This window comes from Anoxybacillus pushchinoensis (assembly GCF_900111795.1).
Lineage (GTDB): Bacteria > Bacillota > Bacilli > Bacillales > Anoxybacillaceae > Anoxybacillus > Anoxybacillus pushchinoensis.
In genome coordinates, this window is record NZ_FOJQ01000001.1 from 96,141 (window position 1) to 119,247 (window position 23,107).

The 23,107-nt window shown below is 45.9% G+C and carries 25 protein-coding genes; 1 reads left to right on the forward strand and 24 read right to left on the reverse strand.

What is annotated here, in order from left to right; genetic code table 11:
• Nucleotides 1–9 precede the first annotated feature (9 nt).
• From rnc to BM213_RS00550, 11 genes are all read right to left on the reverse strand, one after another.
• Nucleotides 10–726 carry a ribonuclease III gene (gene rnc, locus BM213_RS00500; protein WP_091700015.1) on the reverse strand — a complete coding sequence of 239 codons (717 nt, stop codon included), beginning with the start codon at nt 724–726 and terminating at the stop codon, nt 10–12.
• A 69-nt stretch (nt 727–795) separates the two neighbouring features.
• Nucleotides 796–1,032, reverse strand: coding sequence for an acyl carrier protein (acpP, locus tag BM213_RS00505; protein ID WP_003394967.1), 237 nt, complete (start codon nt 1,030–1,032; stop codon nt 796–798).
• A gap of 58 nt (nt 1,033–1,090) precedes the next feature.
• Nucleotides 1,091–1,834: a 3-oxoacyl-[acyl-carrier-protein] reductase gene (gene fabG / locus BM213_RS00510; RefSeq protein ID WP_003394969.1), complete on the reverse strand. Its 744-nt coding sequence runs from the start codon at nt 1,832–1,834 to the stop codon at nt 1,091–1,093.
• Nucleotides 1,831–2,772 carry an ACP S-malonyltransferase gene (gene fabD / locus BM213_RS00515; RefSeq protein ID WP_091700016.1) on the reverse strand — a complete coding sequence of 314 codons (942 nt, stop codon included), beginning with the start codon at nt 2,770–2,772 and terminating at the stop codon, nt 1,831–1,833. The genes fabG and fabD overlap by 4 nt, the downstream gene beginning before the upstream one ends.
• 11 nt (nt 2,773–2,783) lie before the next feature.
• Entirely contained in the window at nt 2,784–3,773 is a 990-nt protein-coding gene (gene plsX, locus BM213_RS00520) for a phosphate acyltransferase PlsX (RefSeq protein ID WP_091700051.1), read from the reverse strand.
• Complete coding sequence (gene fapR / locus BM213_RS00525; protein ID WP_091700017.1) at nt 3,757–4,353, reverse strand: transcription factor FapR; 597 nt, start codon at nt 4,351–4,353, stop codon at nt 3,757–3,759. Before fapR ends, plsX begins: the two co-directional genes overlap by 17 nt.
• A gap of 75 nt (nt 4,354–4,428) precedes the next feature.
• Nucleotides 4,429–6,477 carry an ATP-dependent DNA helicase RecG gene (gene recG / locus BM213_RS00530; protein ID WP_091700052.1) on the reverse strand — a complete coding sequence of 683 codons (2,049 nt, stop codon included), beginning with the start codon at nt 6,475–6,477 and terminating at the stop codon, nt 4,429–4,431.
• A complete protein-coding gene (locus tag BM213_RS00535; protein WP_091700018.1) occupies nt 6,470–7,060 on the reverse strand; it encodes an L-serine ammonia-lyase, iron-sulfur-dependent, subunit alpha in 591 nt (196 codons plus the stop codon). Before BM213_RS00535 ends, recG begins: the two co-directional genes overlap by 8 nt.
• Nucleotides 7,061–7,083: 23 nt before the next feature.
• Nucleotides 7,084–7,746, reverse strand: coding sequence for an L-serine ammonia-lyase, iron-sulfur-dependent subunit beta (gene sdaAB, locus BM213_RS00540; protein WP_091700019.1), 663 nt, complete (start codon nt 7,744–7,746; stop codon nt 7,084–7,086).
• 54 nt (nt 7,747–7,800) lie between these two features.
• Complete coding sequence (locus BM213_RS00545) at nt 7,801–9,459, reverse strand: DAK2 domain-containing protein (protein ID WP_091700020.1); 1,659 nt, start codon at nt 9,457–9,459, stop codon at nt 7,801–7,803.
• A 17-nt stretch (nt 9,460–9,476) separates the two neighbouring features.
• On the reverse strand, nt 9,477–9,839 hold the full coding sequence (locus tag BM213_RS00550) for an Asp23/Gls24 family envelope stress response protein (RefSeq protein WP_003394986.1): 363 nt from the start codon (nt 9,837–9,839) through the stop codon (nt 9,477–9,479).
• A 220-nt stretch (nt 9,840–10,059) separates the two neighbouring features.
• Between BM213_RS00550 and rpmB the strand changes: the two genes are divergently transcribed.
• On the forward strand, nt 10,060–10,245 hold the full coding sequence (gene rpmB / locus BM213_RS00555; protein WP_003394988.1) for a 50S ribosomal protein L28: 186 nt from the start codon (nt 10,060–10,062) through the stop codon (nt 10,243–10,245).
• A 30-nt stretch (nt 10,246–10,275) separates the two neighbouring features.
• Here the strand turns inward: rpmB and spoVM are convergent, their stop codons facing one another.
• From spoVM to rpoZ, 13 genes are all read right to left on the reverse strand, one after another.
• Nucleotides 10,276–10,356 carry a stage V sporulation protein SpoVM gene (gene spoVM / locus BM213_RS00560; RefSeq protein WP_003394991.1) on the reverse strand — a complete coding sequence of 27 codons (81 nt, stop codon included), beginning with the start codon at nt 10,354–10,356 and terminating at the stop codon, nt 10,276–10,278.
• Between the two features lie 73 nt (nt 10,357–10,429).
• The gene (locus BM213_RS00565) at nt 10,430–11,068 is read right to left on the reverse strand and encodes a thiamine diphosphokinase (RefSeq protein WP_003394993.1); all 639 of its coding nucleotides are present in this window, start codon (nt 11,066–11,068) and stop codon (nt 10,430–10,432) included.
• Nucleotides 11,069–11,101: 33 nt separating this feature from the next.
• Nucleotides 11,102–11,758, reverse strand: a complete 657-nt coding sequence (gene rpe / locus BM213_RS00570; RefSeq protein ID WP_091700021.1) for a ribulose-phosphate 3-epimerase — start codon at nt 11,756–11,758, stop codon at nt 11,102–11,104.
• Between the two features lie 2 nt (nt 11,759–11,760).
• Nucleotides 11,761–12,642: a ribosome small subunit-dependent GTPase A gene (gene rsgA, locus BM213_RS00575; RefSeq protein WP_091700022.1), complete on the reverse strand. Its 882-nt coding sequence runs from the start codon at nt 12,640–12,642 to the stop codon at nt 11,761–11,763.
• Between the two features lie 13 nt (nt 12,643–12,655).
• Nucleotides 12,656–14,587 (reverse strand): Stk1 family PASTA domain-containing Ser/Thr kinase, encoded by a 1,932-nt coding sequence (gene pknB / locus BM213_RS00580; RefSeq protein ID WP_091700023.1) that lies wholly within the window; start codon nt 14,585–14,587, stop codon nt 12,656–12,658.
• Nucleotides 14,588–14,593: 6 nt separating this feature from the next.
• Nucleotides 14,594–15,343, reverse strand: a complete 750-nt coding sequence (locus BM213_RS00585; protein ID WP_091700024.1) for a Stp1/IreP family PP2C-type Ser/Thr phosphatase — start codon at nt 15,341–15,343, stop codon at nt 14,594–14,596.
• A gap of 55 nt (nt 15,344–15,398) precedes the next feature.
• Nucleotides 15,399–16,448 carry a dual-specificity RNA methyltransferase RlmN gene (gene rlmN, locus BM213_RS00590; protein ID WP_003395004.1) on the reverse strand — a complete coding sequence of 350 codons (1,050 nt, stop codon included), beginning with the start codon at nt 16,446–16,448 and terminating at the stop codon, nt 15,399–15,401.
• Between the two features lies 1 nt (nt 16,449).
• A complete protein-coding gene (gene rsmB, locus BM213_RS00595; RefSeq protein WP_091700025.1) occupies nt 16,450–17,790 on the reverse strand; it encodes a 16S rRNA (cytosine(967)-C(5))-methyltransferase RsmB in 1,341 nt (446 codons plus the stop codon).
• Entirely contained in the window at nt 17,783–18,727 is a 945-nt protein-coding gene (fmt, locus tag BM213_RS00600) for a methionyl-tRNA formyltransferase (RefSeq protein ID WP_091700026.1), read from the reverse strand. The genes rsmB and fmt overlap by 8 nt, the downstream gene beginning before the upstream one ends.
• Nucleotides 18,724–19,197 (reverse strand): peptide deformylase, encoded by a 474-nt coding sequence (gene def, locus BM213_RS00605; protein ID WP_091700027.1) that lies wholly within the window; start codon nt 19,195–19,197, stop codon nt 18,724–18,726. The genes fmt and def overlap by 4 nt, the downstream gene beginning before the upstream one ends.
• 17 nt (nt 19,198–19,214) lie before the next feature.
• Nucleotides 19,215–21,629 (reverse strand): primosomal protein N', encoded by a 2,415-nt coding sequence (gene priA, locus BM213_RS00610; protein WP_091700028.1) that lies wholly within the window; start codon nt 21,627–21,629, stop codon nt 19,215–19,217.
• The gene (gene coaBC / locus BM213_RS00615; protein ID WP_091700029.1) at nt 21,626–22,828 is read right to left on the reverse strand and encodes a bifunctional phosphopantothenoylcysteine decarboxylase/phosphopantothenate--cysteine ligase CoaBC; all 1,203 of its coding nucleotides are present in this window, start codon (nt 22,826–22,828) and stop codon (nt 21,626–21,628) included. The genes priA and coaBC overlap by 4 nt, the downstream gene beginning before the upstream one ends.
• 68 nt (nt 22,829–22,896) lie before the next feature.
• A complete protein-coding gene (gene rpoZ, locus BM213_RS00620; RefSeq protein WP_003395016.1) occupies nt 22,897–23,106 on the reverse strand; it encodes a DNA-directed RNA polymerase subunit omega in 210 nt (69 codons plus the stop codon).
• Nucleotide 23,107 lies beyond the last annotated feature (1 nt).

The following is a 23,107-nucleotide window of genomic DNA, read 5'->3' on the forward strand; positions in this document are numbered from 1 at the left end:
CGCACCGGATCAGCCTTGTTGTGATTGTTTTAGCTTGGCTAATGCCATTTGCGCGGCGCGCTGCTCTGCTTCTTTTTTCGAGCGTCCAACGCCAACGCCAAGCTCCTCACCGTTTAACGATACGCGCGATACGAACTCTTTATTATGTGCAGGACCTTTTTCTTGCAAAATTTTATATTCTAAAACTCCGCTGCCATCGCGTTGCACGAGCTCTTGTAGTTGGCTTTTATAATCCATCACATGAGAAAAAGCACCTTCGCGAATTTTTGGGAACATCGTTTTCCCTAAAAATTGGACGACCGCTTCCATGCCTTGATCTAAATAGAGCGCCCCAATAAACGCTTCAAACACGTCAGCTAGCAATGATGGACGTGTTCTTCCACCTGTCAGTTCCTCTCCTTTACCGAGTAAAACGAGCTCGCCAAACGATAGCGCATGGGCAAACATGACAAGCGATGGTTCACAAACGATCGCCGCCCGCAGCTTCGTCAGCTCCCCTTCGCTCATTTGTGGAAATTGTTCAAATAAATATTGCGAAACGGTCAATTCAAGGACAGCATCTCCTAAAAATTCAAGGCGCTCGTTGTCTTCATGTAGCCGCTTTCGATGCTCATTCACATATGATGAATGGGTAAATGCTTGCATAAGCAATTTTTCATCGCGAAAAAAAATACCAATTTGCTCTTGAAACTGTTTAAATTTCATGTACGGTCGTTGCTTCGACATGCATATGAACCCCCAACTATAAACGTAAAAAGCATAGAAAGCCCCGCTTACAAAACGGGACTTTGCATATTATGATAGACGGCTTTTTATGTAGTTAACTGCATCACCTACAGTAACGATTTTCTCCGCCTCTTCATCTGAAATTTCCATATCAAACTCATCTTCTAATTCCATAACAAGCTCAACAACATCAAGAGAGTCTGCTCCTAAATCTTCTTTAAATGAAGATTCGAGCGTCACTTGCGACTCTTCTACGCCAAGGCGATCTACGATAATTTTCGTTACACGCTCTAATACGTCTGCCATTTTATTCACCTCCCCTCAAGTCATTATACTGAATTATAGCAGAAAATAAAACGAATTTTTACATGACCATGCCGCCGTCGACGTGAATCGTTTGCCCCGTCATATAGCTTGCCCCATCTGAAACGAGAAAAGCCACGACGTGCGCAATATCTTCTGGATTTCCAAAGCGTGCAAGCGGAATTTGTTGCAACATCGCTTGGCGAACATCTTCGCTTAATTGATCCGTCATATCTGTCGTAATAAATCCGGGTGCGACAGCATTTACTGTAATGTTTCGGCTTGCGAGTTCTTTGGCCGCCGTTTTCGTCAACCCGATCACGCCTGCTTTCGCCGCAACATAGTTCGCTTGTCCAGGATTGCCGCTTACACCGACGATGGACGCTACGTTTACAATTCGACCGTACCGTTGTTTCATCATTTGGCGCGTGACCGCTTTCGTACATAAAAAGACGCCTTTTAAGTTCGTGTTTATGACGGCATCCCATTCTTCTTCCTTCATGCGCATAAGCAAGTTATCGCGCGTAATACCTGCATTGTTCACTAAAATATCTACCCGTCCCCATCGCTCAAGCACTTCTTTTACCATGCGGTCAACGGCCTCGCTGTTGGCGACATCAGCTTGCACAGCAAACGCCTCGCCACCGTGTTCTACAATTTGCGCGACAACTTCGTTTGCTTTCGCCTCGCTTCCTGCATAGTTGACCGCTACTTTTGCACCAAGCCGAGCCAAATGTAAAGCAATTTCGCGCCCGATGCCTCGCGACGCCCCTGTAACAATCGCTACTTTCCCTTCCATTTTCATTCCCCTTTCACCGCAGCTACCGTCGCTGTGAACGATGCTTCATCAAAAATAGAATAGACGTTGACATGACGGTTTATTTTTTTCACAAGACCGCTTAACACTTTTCCAGGACCAATTTCGATAAACGTATTTACGCCGAGATCGATCATCGTTTGAACCGATTGTTCCCAACGAACAGGCGAATATAGCTGTTCGACAAGGCGCCGTTTTATTTCTGCTGGATCTGTCATCGGTTGGGCCGTAACGTTTGAAATGACTGGTACATCGCTTGCTTGAAACGACAACGTGTCGAGCACGGACGAAAACTGCTCTGCCGCTCGTTTCATTAAAATGGAGTGAAACGGCCCGCTCACTTCGAGCGGAATGACCCGCTTAGCCCCTTTTTCTTTCGCGAGCTGCGCCGCACGCTCAACTGCCCCTTTCGCACCTGAAATGACAATTTGTCCCGGACAGTTTAAGTTCGCCAATTGGACAGGTGATGATTCCGTTGCTGCTTCATCGACAACTTGTTGCAATAAAGCTTCATCCATCCCGAGCACCGCCGCCATCGTTCCTTGTCCTGACGGCACCGCCTGTTCCATCAACTCTCCGCGCTTGCGCACCGCATATACACCATCAGTGAACGAAAGCACAGACGCTGCAACAAGCGCACTATATTCTCCAAGACTATGTCCAGCTACGTAATGTGGACGAATGCCCGCTTCTTTTACTTTTTGTAAGTATGCGATGCTCGTTGTTAACAATGCCGGTTGGGCATTTTCTGTTTTTGTTAGTACGTCTTGCGGCCCTTCAAAAATGAGTTGTGACAAAGACATTTGCAACCGTTCATCTGCTAGGCGAAAGATCGCAGCTACCGCCTCGTCTTTTTCTGCCCATTCTTTCCCCATGCCGACCGTTTGTGAACCTTGTCCTGGAAAAATAAATGCAATTTTCCCCATCATGCCACCTCTTATTGTTTAATTTCCGCTATCGATTGCTTTACCGTTTGTACTACTTCGTTTGCAACCATTTCTCGCGCCTGACGCACGGCGTGAAACATCGCGTGAGCATCAGATGAACCGTGCGCTTTAATGACAGGTGCGCGCAAGCCAAAGAGCGCTGCCCCACCATATTCGGCATAATCCATCTTTTGCTTCAGTTGTAGAAGTTGCGGCTTTAAAGCGAGCGCTGCCATTTTGCTGACAAATCCGCTTGTCAGCGCCGATTTTAGCATAGAAAACATGGCGATGGCCGTTCCTTCAATCGTTTTTAACGCAACGTTGCCAGTGAACCCGTCAGTGACGACGACGTCGGCTACTCCTTCTAGCAAATCGCGCGCTTCCACGTTGCCGACAAAATTTAACGATGTATGTCGCATGAGTTGAAACGCTTTTTTAGCTAGCTCATTGCCTTTTTGGTCTTCTACCCCTACGTTTAGCAGCCCGACGCGCGGTCGTTCAACCCCGCGTACTTTTTCGGCGTATGCTGCACCCATAAACGCATATTGCAATATATGTTCTGGACGGGCGTCTACGTTAGCACCAACATCTAGCAGTACAAAGCCTTTTCCATCAATCGTTGGGAGCGTCGGCGCAAGCGCTGGACGGTCAATTCCATCTATACGGCCAACAATAAACAGCCCCGCCGCCATTAAAGCACCTGTATTCCCAGCTGAAATGCACGCATCGGCACGCCCTTCACTGACTTCATTTGCCATTAACACCATGGACGCCTCTTTTTTGCGGCGAACGGCACGAACGGGCTCATCTGTTGCTTCAATGACTTGTTCCGTATGAATGATCGATAGTCGTTCATCATTTGTTATGTACGGGCGAATGAGCGATTCGTTCCCAACAAGCGTAATTTCGATATCGTTGAAATGCTCAATCGCCTTTTGTGCACCGATCACGACTTCCTTTGGTGCGTGATCTCCTCCCATGGCATCAATTGCGATTTTCATCATTTTCTCCATCCTTTTTAACAACGTTTGAGCGGTACATATGAAATTCTCCTTGAAAAACAAGCTCTTGACCTACGTAACTATTCACTTCGACGATCGTGCGACCGTTTTCGTTTAAATTTTTTACTTTTGCTTTGGCAACGACTCGCTCCCCTTCTTTTACCGGGCGCATAAAGCGAATGTTTGCTTTGGCGGTCAATGCTAATTCATCGTTAATGACCGCGACTGCGAGCGAGTTCGCTTGCGCAAATACGTGATGCCCTCGCGCAATTCGATTTCGTTTAAATACATGTTCTTTTTTTACATCGAAAATGGAAATCGCACTTTCGTCCAATTGCATATCGATAATTTCTCCGATCACTTCTTCAATAGGCAACGACTTCACTTCATCAGCAAATGTGCGCTCAGCGACATGTTTAATGCGCTCGCGCAATTCCGGAATCGACAGTTCAAGGCGATCGAGGCGGATCGTTTGAATGCTGACTGAAAATTTTTCGGCAAGCTGTTCATCCGTAATAAATGGATTTTCTTCAATCGTTGCTTGCAATAGACGTTGCCGTTCTCGCTTATTTCTTCTCATCTTCGATCCACCATCCGAATTATTACTAGATACTAATAGTAGTATATAACACCCACACTTACATTTCAACAACTTTTAATCTAATTTTTCGCCGTTTAAAATGCCTGATTGTTGTAAATAGTCGCGAAGAAAGGCGTATTTATCTTCATGCCAAAAAGCTTGCGAATCAACGAGGCGAGCAGCGTCTTGACGGGCAACTTCTAAAATGCGATAGTCGTGAACGATGTCGCCGAGACGAAATTCAGGCATGCCGCTTTGTTTCGTGCCGAAAAAATCGCCCGGTCCGCGCAGCTCTAAATCTTTTTCCGACAGCACAAAGCCGTCGTTCGTTTCCGTCATAATGCGCATGCGTTCTTTTCCCGTTTCTGACTTCGGATCAGCGACTAAAATACAGTACGATTGAGCTTGTCCACGGCCAACTCGTCCGCGCAGTTGATGAAGTTGGGCAAGACCGAACCGATCCGCATCGTAAATAACCATAACGGTTGCGTTCGGGACGTTTACACCGACTTCGACAACGGTTGTAGATACTAAAATATGAATGTCATTGGCGCTAAACGCTCGCATCACCTCTTCTTTTTCTTCTGAAGATAAGCGACCGTGCATTAATCCGATGCGATATCGTCCTTTATAGTAATGAGTAAGCATCGCATGGACATCGATTGCATTTTGAACATCGAGCTTTTCTGATTCTTCAATGAGCGGACAAATGACGTATGCTTGATGTCCTGCATCAACTTGTTTAGCGATAAATTGAAATACGCGCTCAAGCATGTCGTGCTTCACCCAGTACGTCTCGATCTTTTTTCTCCCTTTTGGCATTTCATCAATGATGGAAACGTCCATTTCTCCAAATGCTGTAATGGCCAGCGTGCGCGGAATGGGCGTTGCTGTCATAAACAACACATCAGGCGATTGCCCTTTTTCACGCAAAATGCGGCGCTGTTCCACCCCAAAACGATGTTGTTCGTCCGTAATGACCGCTCCGAGTTTCGCAAAATTCACGTCATCTTGAATGAGCGCGTGCGTACCAACAACGACATGTACTTCACCAGCTGCAAGTTGCTCAAGCAGCTGCTTTCGCCTTTTTCCTTTCACCGAGCTCGTCAACAGTCGGACGTCAATTCCCATCGGCTCAAGCAGCGCACGAAGCGATTCAGCATGCTGTTCGGCTAAAATTTCTGTCGGCACCATTAACGCCCCTTGATATCCTGACAAATGGACAGCATATAATGCGATGGCGGCGACAACTGTTTTCCCAGAACCGACGTCCCCTTGAAGCAATCGATTCATACGATATGGAGATGTTAAATCTTGTACAATTTCGCGCACAACGCGCTGCTGAGCATTCGTTAACGGGAACGGAAGCGATTGAATAAAAGTTTGAAGCTGTTCATTAGAAAAACAATGCGCGATGCCTGGCGACTGTTCGCGACGGTATTTTTTCAACGCTTGCATTTTCAATTGGAAAAGTAAAAATTCCTCATAAACGAGCCGGCGGCGCGCTTGCTTAAGTTGTTCGTGCGAAAGCGGCATATGAATCGCTCGAATGGCGTCACGTTTTGAAATAAGTCGATACGCTTGCAGCAACTCGCTCGGTAATGGGTCGACGATTGCATCTCCGTATTGTTGTAGCGCGAGCGCAATCAATCGACGCATCCCTTTCACCGTCACATTCCCGCGTGTAGAATAGATCGGTTCAATTTCTTTTTGTTGTTTCATTTCACCGACATGTAAATGTTGTACAGTAATCGTTTGTCGATGTTTATCCCATTTTCCTGTCATCGTCACCGTCTCATGCAAAGCAAGTTTCTTTTTCAAATACGGCTGGTTAAAGCAGACGGCTGTCACTAAAAACCGATCAACGAGCACGCGAAACGTCAACCGCGACTTTTTTCTACTATAGTATGTGAGCACTGGCTCACTATACACTTTGCCGACAATCGTCACTTTTTCATCGTGTTTTGCTTCTTCTAACGGACATATACGATAATCTTCATAACGAAAAGGGAAATGATACAACAGTTGTTCAATTGTATCAATTCCCATTTCATGAAGTGTAGCTGCCGTTTCTTCACCAATTCCTTTGACCGCTGTGACTGCTTGTTGTAGTATGTCACTCACGTTTTTCATTCGGCTTGCCGAAAATGCTCGCTTCAAATCGACGAGCAGTCGGCGTCGCCGCTAACCCTCCTTGTGCTGTTTCTTTTAAGGCGACTGGCATCGTTTGACCGATGCGGAACATCGCCTCAATGACTTCATCGCACGGAATGCGACTTTGTATGCCGGCAAGCGCCATATCGGCAGCGATCATCGCATTCGCCGCTCCGATGGCATTTCGCTTCACGCACGGCACTTCCACTAAACCTGCTACCGGATCACAGACGAGGCCGAGCATATTTTTTAAAGCAATCGCCATCGCCTTGCTGACGGCATCTAAAATCGTCTCTCCCGATAAAAATTGACCGCGTACAATGTATTGTTGCAAACGAGTAGCGTCGCCGCCCGTTAATCCTGTATGCGAGCGGACGCCCGCTAATCCGCGCAGCACTGCTTGCTCCATCACTTGTAAGTTTTTCTCCATTTGAGCGACAATGTCCTCCCGGCTTCGCTCTGTCACTTCCATCTCTTGTCGAATCATCACTTCTGCAATTTTGATTTGTTCCCGTTCTGCCCGTTCAACAAGTTCTGCTACATTTCGAAACATCGTCGTCTCCCCTTTGCGCCGCATTACTCTACAATTTTTGTTACATCAATAATATGTGGCAACATTTTTAATTGCTCTACAATCCCATCGTCAATATTTTGATCCACTTCAATCGTCATGAGCGCTTGTTTTCCTTTTTCTTTGCGCGACACTTCCATATGGCCGATATTGATCGCATATTTTGCCAATATGTTGGCCACGCCTGCGATCGCTCCGTAACGATCGTTATGCATAATTAAAAGCGCAGGATGATGGCCGGACAGCTTCAACTCAAATCCATTGAGTTCAATAATTTCGATTTTACCGCCGCCGATGGAAATGCCGACAAGTTCCAGCTCACCTTGTTCATCGCCGAGGCGAATTTTTGCTGTGTTTGGATGAGGCGGAATCGCTTCCTCTTCATGAAACGTAATACGAATGCCCTCTTGTTTGGCGATATGCAACGACGTTTTCATCCGTTCATCAAACGTATCGAAGTTTAACAAGCCGCCAACGATCGCCACATCTGTTCCATGCCCTTTATACGTTTCAGCAAACGAGCCGTAAAAGAAAATATCGGCCCAAGCTGGCTTTCTCCCAAATAAACTGCGCGCCACTTTTCCAATGCGAACTGCTCCAGCCGTATGAGAGCTCGACGGCCCGATCATAATGGGACCTATAATATCAAATACGCTCCGATATTTCATTCTCCATTCTCCCCTTTGTCATCTTCATGAAAAAGAAGGGGACGTTTTCCCCTTCTACTCAATTGCAAAAATAAATGGATATAACGGCTGACCACCACGATGTGTTTCTACTTCAACGTGTGGGAATTGTCGTTCGATAAATTGAACAACGTGCGCGATTTGTTCATCGTTCGCATCTTCACCGAAAAGAACCGTTACAATTTCATCTTCTTCGCCAATCATATTGATAAGCAACGTCTCAACAACGTAAGCAAGCTCTTTATGAGATACGACAATTTCCCCATCGGCAATTCCCATATAATCATCTTTATTGATTTCGACACCATCAATATTCGTATCGCGCACAGCGAACGTCACTTGTCCCGTTTTGACACGGGCAAGCGCCCCAGTCATCGCTTTTTCGTTTTCTTCTTTCGATGCGGAAGGGTTAAACGAAAGTAAGGCTGTCATCCCTTGTGGAACAGTTTTCGATGGAATGACGACAACGTGACATGAAGCGACAGAAGCGGCTTGTTGAGCTGCTAAAATAATATTTTTATTGTTCGGCAACACAAATACCGTTTCCGCATTTACTTCTTCAATCGCTTTCACAATGTCTTCTATGCTCGGGTTCATCGTTTGTCCGCCTTCGATCACAGCATGGGCACCGATGCTTTGAAACAGTTCAGCAATGCCATCCCCCATCGCTACCGCAACAATGCCGTACGGAATGCGCTCTTGTTTTTTCGGCGGCTGCACTTCTTGCTGAACAATATTCGCATGCTGTTGGCGCATGTTTTCAATTTTTATGTTAATTAAGCTTCCGTAACGTTGCGCGTATGTGAGCACTTCGCCCGGTTGTTCTGCGTGAATATGCACTTTCACTACTTCATCATCTGCAATGACAAGTAGTGAATCGCCGAAGCGGCTCAAATCTTGACGGAACGTCTCTTCACGAAATGGATGTTTCGCTACTTTGTCTTGCTCAAATTTCACCATAAATTCCGTACAATAACCAAATTCAATGTCCTCGGCGCTTATATGGCTTTGAACGCTACGATGATGTTCGGTACGAACAAGTTGCTCCATCGATACCGTTTCCGCCTGCGCGACCGTCTCGCCTTTTAATGCGGCCAAAAACCCTTCGTACACAAAGACAAGCCCTTGTCCACCGCTATCAACGACGCCTACTTTTTTTAGCACAGGAAGCAAATCTGGCGTACGTTTAAGCGATGCTTTCGCTTCTTTTAACGTTTCCTCCATCACAGTAACGATGTTTGTTTCTTTTTTGGCAACGTCAACTGCCCGTTTCGCTGCGTCTTTCGCAACCGTTAAAATCGTGCCTTCGACCGGTTTCATGACCGCTTTGTATGCTGTTTGTACACCTGCTTCAAGCGCTGCCGCAAACTCTTTGCTGTTAATTTCACTTTTTTGTTCAATCGCTTTCGCAAATCCACGAAATAGTTGTGATAAAATAACGCCCGAGTTGCCGCGCGCTCCCATTAGCAATCCTTTCGCTAATGCGCCCGCCACTTTTCCGATATGATCAGATACGTGGTTTTTTACTTCTTTCGCACCGGATGTCATCGACAAATTCATATTCGTTCCTGTATCCCCATCCGGAACGGGAAAAACGTTTAATGCGTCAACTGTTTTTGCATTGTTTGCTAAATGTGTCGCGCCTTGCAATACCATTTGTGCAAAGCGTTTCCCATCTAATGTTGTCATTGCCACAGACTAGTTCCTCCTCACTACGGATTCGTGACACGAACCCCTTGAACGTAAATGTTGATCGATTGAACAGATAAGCCTAACGTTTTATCTAGCGTATATTTCACTTTCGTTTGGACGTTGTGCGCTACTTCGGAAATTTTCGTGCCGTAGCTAACGATAACGTATAAATCAATATGCACTTCATCGTTTTCTTGCCGTACAACAATTCCTTTCGCGAAGTTTTCGCGACGTAACATTTCAGCAATTCCGTCTTTCAGTTGGTTTTTTGATGCCATGCCAACAATACCGTAACAATCTACTGCCGCTCCCCCGGCAATCGCTGCAATGACATCGTTGCTAATTTCAACACGACCATATTTCGTTTGTAATTCAATGGACATCGCTCAAGTCCCCTTTCTTGTTAGGTAGCTAACGCCATTGTACTATACTCGGCTTATTTTTAAAAGCTTCTACCCATAGTATATTTACCCGAAATAGAAAACGGATGTCAAGGTTATTTTCTTGAAACAGTTGATCGGAAGTATTGCAATCCGTTTTTATGTATGATAAATTATAGTAGTGTTTTGAGCACGTAGTTTGGCAAGTGAGGAGGGAAACAAAATGGCAAAATGCTTTGTGACTGGTAAGAAAAAATCATTCGGAAACGCTCGTTCTCACGCAATGAATGCGAGCCGCCGCACATGGAAAGCAAACCTTCAAAAAGTTCGCATTTTAGTTGACGGAAAGCCAAAGCGCGTTTGGGTTTCTGCTCGCGCATTAAAATCCGGAAAAGTAGAACGTGTGTAATAGAAAAAAGCACCAATCATTTGGTGCTTTTTATCCTTTTTTGAACGAGTTTAACATCGCCCGTACAATCCCACCTAAAAACTTCGGCAACTTAATTGTATAAAATTTCATCATCATTCCCTCCCCTACTTTGCACACTCTTCCACCATTATATTCATCTCCGCACAAATCGTACCTCGAAGCGTTATTTTTCATCCTTGCTTCTTATCATCATTAATATGCCTTCAGTAAATGAAAAAGTACCAAAATGATGGATAAGTTCGTTGCTGACGCATAATGTCGATCCGAGCGGCACATCGTGCGCATCGAGAGGGTATTTAAACCCACGAAGCGTCAACGCGCGAATCGGGGTCAACGGAATAAATGAAACATATCGGTACTCATCTTTTTTAGCAACGACATGTTTCCCGTTGCGATGAAGCGTAACGATATTTTGACGATCAATTAACTCAATTTGTCCGTCTTCTCCCTTAAATAATAGTTGAACGTTACCGAATAAATGATCGAGCCTTCCCCCTGTCGCTCCAAACAATCGAATTTTTTCCGCTTCTTGTTCAAGCGCCCACTCAAGTGCAATGTCTGTATCCGTTTGATCTTTTTCAGACGGCCATATGTCGATGTGCGGCAATTGCGTTTGTAATTGTTGCAACTCTTGCTCGCTTATCGAGTCAAAATCGCCAAACGCCCTTTTCGGTACGATCCCTTCAGCTAGCAACGTCAAGACGCCGCGATCAACCCCTATCCAGTATACATCTTCGTTATCATATGCAGACAAATGCGGCAATACATTCGTTGGTCCACCCGCAACAATATGAACAATCAATTTTCATCGCCCCTCCTAATAAAGAAGGATGTGTCAAGATGACACACCCTCACGAATTGTACGAATCGCCTGTGCGCGATCGGCTTGGTTATAAATAGCTGATCCCGCAACGAGAACGTTCGCACCTGCTTCCACGCAAAGCTTAGCCGTTTCGGCGTGAATGCCACCGTCTACTTCAATTTCAACAGAAAGCCCCCGTTCGCGGACGAGTGTTGAGAATGCGTGAATTTTTGGAAGCACTGCTGGAATAAACGATTGTCCGCCAAAACCAGGGTTGACCGTCATAAATAAAACGAGGTCGAGGTCTTCAATCACATGTTCAATCATCGAAATCGGCGTATGCGGATTTAACGCTACTCCTGCTTTCACACCATGTTCTTTAATAAGATGGATCGTGCGATGTAAATGCGGACACGCTTCAACATGTACCGTCAAATAATCTGCTCCTGCTTTTGCAAACGTCGGAATATAGCGATCTGGCTGCTCAATCATTAAATGAACGTCAAGCGGCAATTTCGTCACAGGGCGGATCGCTTCAACGATAAGCGGCCCAATTGTCATGTTTGGGACGAAATGACCGTCCATCACATCGACATGAATGTAATCGGCTCCTCCGCGCTCGACGTCTACAATTTCCTCACCAAGCTTAGCAAAGTCGGCAGATAAAATAGATGGTGCAATTTTAATCATATTTAATACCTCGGCTTTCGTTCCTTAATTTCTTCAATAAAGCTAACATAATGTTCGTAGCGGTAAGAAGGAATGTCTCCTGATGCGAGCGCTTCTTTTACCGCACATTTCGGCTCAGCTGTATGCGTGCAACCGCGAAACTTGCAATCGCCGCTTCTCGCAACAAACTCTGGAAAGCAAAGCGGCAATTGTTCGAGTTCTATCTCATCAAATTCTAGCGCGCTAAACCCTGGTGTATCTGCAACGAAACCACCGCCGATTTCGATTAACTCGACATGCCTTGTCGTATGTTTTCCGCGTCCGAGGTGATGGGAAATATCGCCCGTTTTCAACTGCAATTCCGGGCGCAATGCATTTAATAAAGACGACTTCCCAACACCTGACTGCCCAGCAAACACAGATACTTTCCCTTCAAAATATGGCAACAACGCTTCAACAGTTTCGCGCGTTTGAACAGACACTTGTAATACATCGTATCCAATTTGGCGATAGTCACGAATATACTGCTCCAGACGCGGCTTCGTTTCATCATCCACTAAATCCATTTTGCTTACGACTATAATCGGACGAATGCCTTTAGACTCAATTAATACGAGAAAGCGATCCAACAACCCTGGGCTAAAATCTGGCTCAACGGCCGAGAACACTAAAATAGCTTGATCGATATTGGCAATCGGAGGGCGGACAAGCTCATTTTTCCGCTCAAACACATCTAATATGTAGCCCTCTCGCTCATTTTCTGCCTGAAAAACGACATAATCGCCGACAAGCGGGGTTACTTTCCGCTTGCGAAACACCCCGCGCCCTCGGCATTGATACACTTGGCCGTCACTTAATACGTAGTAAAAGCCGCTAAGTGCTTTAATAATTTTTCCTTCTGCCATAACTCCCCTCCTTTTACGGTGTTGTCGGATACGGTACAATGCCTTCGCGAACGACCGTATCGTTAACGACGACGCGATAACGTCCTTGCGTTCCTTGTTGAATAACGAACTCGACGCGCTCTTTCATCGTTTTCGTTAGTCGATATCGTTTGTACGGTTCAGAAAATTGGCGATTAGCATCTTCAATGTACAATTCGGCAATGACAGCCTCCCCGTCTTCGCTCGCTGTAGGCTCGTATGGAATCTCGATTTCTTGGACGACTTTTTTTGTCGTCACCGGTTCCTTTCCGAGCGAAATGACAACGGTAACGGTCGCTCCTTTCTCTAATCTCGCATTCGCTTGTGGCGTTTGGGAAATAACAAGCCCTTTTTCGACCGTGTCGGAATATTGCTGCTTGACGATGACGTACAGCTGTTGATCTGCCGCATAATCGCGCACGCTTTTTTCCGTGTACCCTGTTAAATCTTTTAAAATAATTTTTTCTGGTCCAAGGCTAACTGTAAAGCGTACTTCTGTTTCTTCCGGTACAACTTTTTCATTTGGAAGCGGAAATTGATCGATAATCGTTCCTGCCGGTTCGTCGCTATACACTTCTTTTTTACTAATAAATAAATACTTTTCAGCGCGCAGTTGCGGTTCAACGTCGCTTATTTGCTCACCGATATAATTTTTGAACTCGACCTTTTTCTTTCCTATGCTTTTGTACACTGTTATCGCTGTACCTACTTTGACTACTTTTCCAGCTGATGGGTTGGTGCGAATGACGCGCCCTGCTTCGATGTCATCATGCTCTTCTTCGATCGTTTCTTCGATTTTTAATCCTATCTCCGTCAATTCCGCGATCGCTTCGTCGTAATCTTTGTCTGTCACATCTGGAACGGTGACATCTTTCGGAAAAAACACGTTCGGAATCCATGTGACCGCGCTCACTCCGATACCGATGAGCAAAAGAAGAAAAACAGTTAAGGCGATCATCCATTTTTTTTGTCGCTTTTCTTTTTGAATGGACACGTTTTCCTTTTTTTCTGATGCGGGAGATAGCGGCGGTTTCACGACCGGAATGACTTTCGTCTCTTCATCGTCATCTTCCGTCGGCAAAGAAAATTTTTCTTCGTTCATCCGCTCCGGCAAGAGAGCAGTGCGAATATGTTGCTGCATGTCTAGTGCACTGTTGTAGCGATGCAACGGATTTTTTGCTGTCGCTTTCAACACAATGTTTTCTACGCTTTGCGGAACGTTCGGGTTCCACCGCCGAACAGACGGCGTCTCAGTTTGTAAATGTTTTAATACGATCGCCACAGCGGATTCACCAGAAAACGGCAAATGACCTGTCAACAGCTCAAACATGACAATGCCGAGTGAGTAAATATCCGACTTTTCTGTCGCCATGCCGCCTTTTGCTTGTTCAGGCGATAAATAATGGACAGAACCGAGCACAGAATTCGTCTGCGTAATCGTCGTCGAGCTTAACGCAACAGCGATGCCAAAATCCGTTACTTTAATTGTTCCGTCTTCTGCCACTAAAATGTTTTGTGGCTTAATGTCGCGATGAATAACCCCGTTTTGATGAGCGTGAGCAATCGCTCCTGTTAATTCATCCATAATGCGCAACGCTTCGTGAACAGAAAGGGGAGCGTGTTGTTGAATGTATTGTTTCAACGTGCAACCACGCACATATTCCATTACCATGTAATAAATGCCGTCATCTTCCCCAACGTCATAAATGGTCACAATGTTTTCATGGTTTAAGCTTGTCGCCGCTTGCGCTTCACGACGAAAACGTTTAATAAATAAATGATCGTTAACAAAATCTAAGCGCAACACTTTCACTGCAACGTCGCGGTCTAAAATCATGTCTCTCGCTAAGTAAACGTTCGCCATCCCGCCGCCGCCAATCAATTGCAACACTTTATACCGATCGTTCAATCGTTTACCGATGAGCACGGGCGATCACCTACTTTCACTCACATCTAAAAATTGCACGATCGCTAACGTAATGTTATCTTCACCACCATGCTCGTTTGCCACATCGATGAGCGCTTGCGCTTTTTCTTCGAGCGAGCGATCGGACGTAAGTAAGTCGACCATCGTCTGTTCAGTCACTTTGTTTGACAGCCCGTCAGAACAAAGCAACAACATATCTCCTTCTTCAACAGAAACCGTTTTTACGTCCAATTGAATCGTTTGCTCTGTTCCGAGTGCGCGCAATAAGACGTGTTTTCGCGGATGATATTCCGCGTCTTCTTTCGATAGTTGCCCGCTTTTGACGAGCTCATTGACAAGAGAATGATCTTCCGTCATTTGTTGAAACCCGTTCGCATTCAATACGTAGCACCGGCTATCTCCAATATGCCCGATCGTTGCAAATTGTTTCGTGCAAATAGCTGCCACAATCGTTGTGCCCATGCCTTGGCAATGATCGTTCGTTTGAGAATGGTGAAAGAGCGATTCGTTTACTTTCATGACGTGTTCTTTTAACCACGCTTCCGCTTGTTGAGGGGATGCGATCGCTTCTGTTTCTTCCCAAAACTGTTTTAATTGCGTCATCGTCATTTCACTCGCTACATCGCCAGCACGGTGACCGCCCATCCCATCGGCGACAACAGCTAAATACTCACCCGCTCGATTAATAAACACACCGCCGTTATCTTCGTTATGCGACCTAATTTTACCGACATCCGTCTGAAAAACCGCCTTCATACATGCACGACACTCGCACGAGTATCGCTTCCTCCCTTCTGTATGTGTATCCCGTTTACGCTTTCGTTTCTTCTTTCCGCTCCTTCGCTCTTAGCTGTCCGCATGCCGCATCGATGTCATGCCCTTGTTCACGACGAATCGTGACGTTAATGCCATGCTTTTTCAACGTCTTTTCAAACGCAAAAATTTGTTCGCGCGGCGTTCGAACGTAATTGCGTTCAGGGACGTAGTTCACCGGAATTAAATTCACATGGCATTTCAATCCTTTAATTAGCTTCGCTAGCTCTTCTGCATGTTCAATTTGGTCGTTTACCCCACCAAATAAACCGTATTCAAATGTGACGCGACGCCCTGTTTTTTCGATGTAATAACGTACCGCTTCCATTAATTCTGGCAATTTGTAAGCGCGGTTAATCGGCATAAGCTTCGTGCGCAATTCTGTATTTGGCGCATGCAATGAAATCGCAAAGTTAATTTGCATATTTTCATCGGCAAATTGATAAATTTTCGGAATAATGCCGCTCGTCGATACAGTAATGTGACGCGCGCCGATATGCAGCCCTTTCGGATGGTTGACAATTTTTAAAAACTTCATCAGTTCATCATAGTTATCGAACGGCTCGCCAATACCCATCACGACGATGCTGCTTACTCGTTCATTCGTTTCATCAAGCGCTTTTTGTACTTTGACGACTTGCGCAACAATTTCACCTGCTTGTAAATTTCGTTTTAATCCGCCTAATGTCGAAGCACAAAACGTACAACCGATTCGGCAACCAACTTGGGTCGTGACACAAATGGAATTCCCGTAGTCATGGCGCATAAGCACCGTTTCAATCGAATAGCCGTCGTGAAGTTCAAATAAAAACTTCATCGTGCCATCTTTTGACGTTTGCTGCACGAGCGTGTTTAGCGTCGTGATGACAAAATGCTCATTTAGCCGTTCGCGTAACGTTTTTGGAATGTTCGTCATCTCGTCAAATGACGCAACTCGTTTTTGGTATAGCCATTCAAATATTTGCGTGGCGCGAAACGGCTTTTCTCCTTGCTGTTCCACCCAACTTTGCAAGTCTTCTAAACGCATCGAGTAAATGGATGGTTTCATATCATTTCACCTTTCTTTTCAATGTTGCGATAAAAAATCCGTCGCTACATACGTAATGTGGAAGCAATTGCAACATGCCGTCATGCACATATGGCGCAACCGATGACGGGAGACGGGAAGCGAGCGTTTCGTCGCGCTCATATTGAGGATGCTCATGTAAAAACTTAGCGATCACCTGTTCATTTTCTTCCCGGTCGACTGTGCATGTGCTATATACAAGCGTTCCGCCACGTTTTAATAGCGGAGCAACCGCCCGTAAAATGTCTAATTGAATGTCGGCTAGTTGCGCGACATCTGTTTCGTTTTTTGCATATTTAATTTCCGGCTTTCGACGAATGACGCCAAGCCCTGAGCACGGGGCATCAACTAATATGCGATCAAACGTTTCGTCATGAAATTGCGTATAGGCTTGTCGACTATCGAGTTGTTTCGCTTCAATATTCGACAAATGCAGCCGTTTTGCCTGCTGTTCAATGAGATTTACTTTATGGTCGTGAATGTCTAACGCAACGACGCGCCCGCGACCATTCATTCGTTCAGCAATATGCGTCGTTTTTCCACCCGGCGCGGCGCAACAATCTAAAACGACGTCCGTCTCATTTGGAGAAAGAGCATAAGCGACGAGCATCGAACTTTCGTCTTGAATCGTAATGAGCCCTTCGTGAAACACGTTCGTTTTCGCAGCGTTTCCGTTTGTCATTTTTATCCCTTCCGGCACGACAGAAGAAGGGACAGCGTCAATGTCTTCTTGTTTTAAGCGGGCGATCACTTCTTCAACTGTCGCGCGCGTCGTGTTGACGCGCGCGGTTTGTTCAGGCGGTAAGTTGTTCGTTTCACACATTCGTTTCGTCTCATCCCAACCAAACTGTTCGACCCATCGGCGCACGAGCCAAAGTGGATGGCTCGTGGCAACGGCGAGGCGTTCGAGATCATCTTTTACTTCATCGAATGAACGCACCCCTTGGCGCTGAATGGAGCGCAATACGCCGTTCACGAGCGAGGCGATGCCGCGATGTCCTCTCCGTTTAGCTATTTCTACCGCTTCAAACAACACGGCGCGATCAGGAATACGATCTAAATATATCATTTGATAAAGCGACATCCGCAGCAACATGCGCACCCAATGTTCAATTTTCCCTTTAATAAACGGTTGTAAATAGTAATCAAGCGTATCGCGACGTTGTATTGTTCCGTACACTAATTCTGTTAAAAGCGCGACGTCTTGGGGAGATAATTTGTTCGTTTCAATCGTATAATGTAATGATAAATGGCTATATGCCCGTTTTTTTTCAATATCTACTAGCACATCTAATGCTAAGTTTCGCACGTTTTTTTTACTCATTCGCCCCTCCTAATACTTTCCCAATTTCAATCGTCGTGCCGCGCAAAAAGTCGGTCGCACTCATTTTTCGCTTTCCGGCTGGTTGCAGCTCGGTTATTTTTATCGCTGTTCCGTTTCCTGTCGCAATGATGATGCCATCTTTCTCAACGGCGATCATCGTGCCCGGTTTTGCTGGAGAAGGAGCTGGCACTTTTTCTCCCCACCAAATTTTCCAACGTTCACCACCATATGTCGTATAGGCGACAGGCCACGGATTCATGCCGCGAATATGGTTGTAAATGTCTTCCCCATCTTTTTCCCAATCAATTCGTTCTTGTTCTGGTTTAATGTTGTACGCAAACGTCGCTTTGGCGTCGTCTTGCTTGATCGGTGTAATGTCACCGCGAAGCAGTTTCGGAATCGTCTCAGAAAGCAGTTTCGCCCCAGCTTCGCTCAGCTTATCGTGCAACGTCCCGACCGTATCGCGTTCGTCGATCGGCACTTCCACTTGCGTCAATATGTCGCCTGCATCTAGTTTTTCAACCATGTACATAATCGTAATGCCCGTTTTTTCTTTCCCTTGCAAAATCGCATAATGAATTGGTGCCCCTCCGCGCAACTCCGGCAAAAGCGACGCATGAACGTTAATGCAGCCGTACTTTGGCGCGTCAAGGAGCGGCTTCGGTAAAATTTGTCCAAATGCCGCCGTTACGATAAGATCCGGTTGCAAAGCGAGCACTTGCTCGTATTGCTCTCGTTCGCGAATTTTTGTCGGCTGCAACACAGGAATGCCGTATGACTGTGCTGTCACTTTCACAGGAGGTGGCGTCAACTGTTGTTTTCTCCCTTTCGGCTTGTCAGGCTGCGTCACGACACCAACGACGTTGTATCCATCTTTCACGAGCTGTTCTAAAATCGGCACGGCAAAATCAGGCGTGCCCATAAATACGATGTTCATCCGTCCATCTCTCCTTCTTCATAATAGCGAATAACTTTTGACGTAAATAAGATGCCGTGCAAATGGTCAATTTCATGTTGTAATGCACGCGCTAAAAAACCGGTTGCTTCAATTTCAAACGGGCGCCCCCGACGGTTTTGCGCACGTACTTTTACGTATTGAAAACGCTTCACTTCCCCAAATAGTCCTGGAAAACTTAAACATCCTTCTGGCCCGATTTGTTCGCCGCTCTGTGCAACGATGATAGGATTGATTAATTCGATGCGCCCATGACGGTCACCGATGTCAACGATCGCAATTTGTTGATCGATGCCGATTTGCGGAGCAGCTAAGCCGACCCCATCCGCCGCCATCATCGTATCGTACATGTCGTTTAATAGCTTAGTTAGCTTTCGGTCAAATACGGTGACCGGCTGACAAACGGTTTCTAAAATAGGTGCAGGATAGGTCACAATCGGTAAAATGGCCAAAACAGTTCCTCCCTTATTTACATCATCATATATGGGTTTAAATCGACTGTAATCGTTACATCGCCGCGCGCCATTTCGCGCTGATAATGTTCAATAATCGTGCGGAGCGCTGTTGTTAAGTTCGCTTCCCGCTTGTATTTTATCATGCATTGGTAACGATATCTATCATTCATCCGCGCAATCGGAGAAGCGACTGGGCCGAGCACAACCGACTCAGCGGACAAATGCTTCTTCAAATGGGCGGCGATTTTCTCCGCTATGCTTACACCTTTAAGCGGATCGAGGTGCGCTACTGTAATGAGCGCTAAATAGTAAAACGGTGGATACCCGTGTTTTTTTCGATTGATCATTTCACGCTCATAAAACGCTTCAAAATGGTGATCGGCAGCGAGCTGAATGCTGTAATGTTCCGGCGTGTACGTTTGAATAACGACTTCGCCAGGAAGATGATGCCTTCCTGCTCTGCCACTTACTTGCGTCAATAGTTGAAACGTTTTTTCCGCCGCGCGAAAATCAGGCACGTGGAGCATCGTGTCAGCAGCTAACACACCGACTAATGTAACGTTCGGAAAATCAAGCCCTTTGGCGATCATTTGTGTTCCGAGTAAAATGTCTGCTTTTCCTTCCCCAAATTCATTCAACAATCGTTCATGCGCTCCCTTTCGGCTCGTCGTATCAACGTCCATGCGAATGACGCGCGCTTCGGGGAGAAGCTTTGTTAATTCCTCTTCGACTTTTTGTGTCCCAGTCCCAAAAAAGCGAATATGCTCGCTTTGGCAAGCAGGGCAATGCGAAGACATGCGTTGTTCATAACCGCAATAATGGCATTTTAGTTGCTGTTGGACGCGATGATACGTGAGTGAGATGTCGCAATGCGGACATTGAATGACATGACCGCAATCACGGCACATCACGAAAGATGAATAGCCACGACGATTTAAAAATAAGACGGATTGTTCTCCTTTTCGTAACCGCTCCGTTAATTTTTCAAATAAAAGACGGGAAAACATCGAACGATTCCCTGCTCGCAATTCTTCTCGCATATCGACAATATCAACAGGGGGGAGCGCATGATCGTTCATGCGCTTCGTTAACGTCACTTGCTTGTATACCCCTTTTTTCGCACGCGCAAACGATTCAAGCGATGGCGTGGCGCTGCCGAGCACGACAGGACATCGATGATAGCGGCCGCGAAAAATAGCAACATCGCGCGCATGATAGCGCGGTGACTCTTCCTGTTTGTAACTCGTTTCATGTTCCTCATCAATAATGATGATGCCAATGTTTTCAAACGGTGCGAAAATGGCTGATCGTGCCCCTACGACAAGTTGCACTTCTTTTCTCTGAATTTTTCGCCACTCATCGTACTTTTCACCGAGCGATAAGCCGCTATGCAAAACGGCTACTTTTGAGCCGAATCGTTCTTTAAACCTTTTCACCATTTGCGGAGTAAGCGAAATTTCAGGCACGAGCACAATGGCTTCTTTTCCTTTTTTTAGGACGAGGTCAATCGCCTGCATGTACACTTCCGTTTTTCCGCTTCCTGTAACACCGTACATTAAAAAAACGTCGTGAACGTCTTGCGCGATGGCTTGTCCGATATCGTGTAGCGCTTGTTGCTGTTCATCCGTTAAAGCGAGCGGCGTTGTTTTCGCAAATGATTGGTTCGCATACGGATCGCGATATACTTCTTTCTCTTTTACGACAACGAGCTGTTTGTTGACGAGGGATTGAATGGTTGATCGAGTGCTATTTGTCTCATGCAACAACTGTTTTAACGGTAAAGCGCGTGCGGTAAGCAAACGTTCAAGTACTTGCTTTTGTTTGATCGAGTGCTTTGGAAGCGACGTAAATATACGTGTCACATGTTCGTCACTTCCACACAATTCAACCCACTTCTCTTTCTTTATTTTTCCTTTCTCTTCAACACGGTAAACGACTTCAATATGGCCGTTTGCAATTTCTTTTTGCAACAGGCGCACGTATGGTGTTTTTTCGACGTCGCTCCACGGAATCGTCAGACGGTCGCCAAATATCGCGCGCACATCTTCATGGACGAGCGATATATGTCGCTCAATTAAACGAATGTCTTTCTCATATTTTGCTTTCATCGCCGCAGGTAACATCGCTTGAAATGCCGACACCATGAAACAAAGCGTCGTTTCGGCAAGCCATTTCCCTAATTGAAGCAATTCCTCATGAAAGACGGGAACGACGTCAAAGAGAGAATGGATAGGCTTTAACTGTTCGAGCGGCATATCGGTCGTTTCTTTTACTTCAATGACAAACCCTTGTAATAAGCGAGTGCCAAACGGCACGGTGACACGCATCCCGGCTTGTACAACGCCAACGAGTTCAGCTGGGATGATGTAGTCAAACGGACGATCGGTTTGACTTGCAGGGATGTCAACAATGACAGAAGCAATCGTCATAGGCGTCCCTCAATTTCATCATAAACTTCGCGTAAAATTTCTTTCGCCACTTCCGATTTCGGTAAAAGCGGAAGTCGTTTTGCTGTTCCGTCTCGCTTAAATATCGTGACGATATTTGTATCCGTCCCGAAACCTGCCCCTTCTTGGACGACGTTGTTAGCAACAATCATATCCGCGTTTTTGCGCGCTAACTTCTCTTTTGCGTATCGTTCAACATCGTTCGTCTCTGCCGCAAAACCGACTAAAAATTGATGCGTTTTTTGTTCGCCGAGCGTTTGTAAAATATCGATCGTTCGCTCTAACACGACCGTATAATCCCCTTGTTGTTTTTTTATTTTATTATCAGCGACATATTTCGGGCGATAGTCCGCTACGGCAGCTGTTTTGATGACGATATGGCTGTCGTGAAAATGCTTCATCACTTCTTCGTACATTTGTTGTGCGCTTTCTACGCGAACGATATTTACACCAGCAGGGCTAGGAAGCGATGTCGGTCCCGAAACGAGAACGACATCCGCACCGAAGTCGCGCGCGGCTTCGGCGAGCGCGTAGCCCATTTTCCCTGTTGAATGATTACTGAAAAAGCGAACAGGATCGAGCTTTTCGCGCGTCGGGCCAGCGGTTACGAGCACTTTTTTTCCTTTCAACAACGCCTCTGTCGCCATATGTTGTTCAAGCAACGAAACAATCGTTTCTGGCTCTTCTAATCGCCCTTTGCCTACATAGCCGCATGCAAGCAGCCCTTCAGCCGGCTCAATGAAACGATAGCCGAACGACTGCAATGTGCGCATATTTTGTCGCACGGCCGGATGTTCGTACATATGGACGTTCATCGCTGGCGCGAGCCAAACCGGCGCTTTCGTCGCAAGCAAAACGGTTGTGACCATGTTATCCGCTATACCGTGCGCGAGTTTGGCGATCGTGTTTGCTGTGGCAGGGGCAACGAGTACGACGTCTGCCCAATCAGCTAAGTCAATGTGCGCAATGACATCTGGCTTCTTTTCATCAAACGTATCGACGTACACCTCGTTTTTACATAACGATTGAAACGTGAGTGGTGTAACAAATTGACGAGCAGCTTCGGTCATGACGACTTTCACGTTCGCTCCCGCTTGTACAAGTTTGCTTGTGAGCGCTGCCGCTTTGTATACGGCAATGCCGCCTGTAACGCATAACAATATGTTTTTTTGTTGAAGCATCGACGTTGCCCCTTTCATACGGTATTTGTAAAAAAATAACAACCTAAAACTAGGTTGTCGTAAATAGTTTATTGCGTTGCTTCCTCTTCGCTAACGACTTCAATATGACCTGCCGCAATTTCTTCTAACGCCTTGCCAACGAACTTTTTCGATACAGGTTTTTCAATCGTTAAATCATTTTTTACTTGCAGTTGGCGAGCGCGTTTTGCCGCAACCGTTACGAGCGTATATTTGGAATCTAGTTTCGTCATGAGTAAATCAATCGAAGGATATAACATG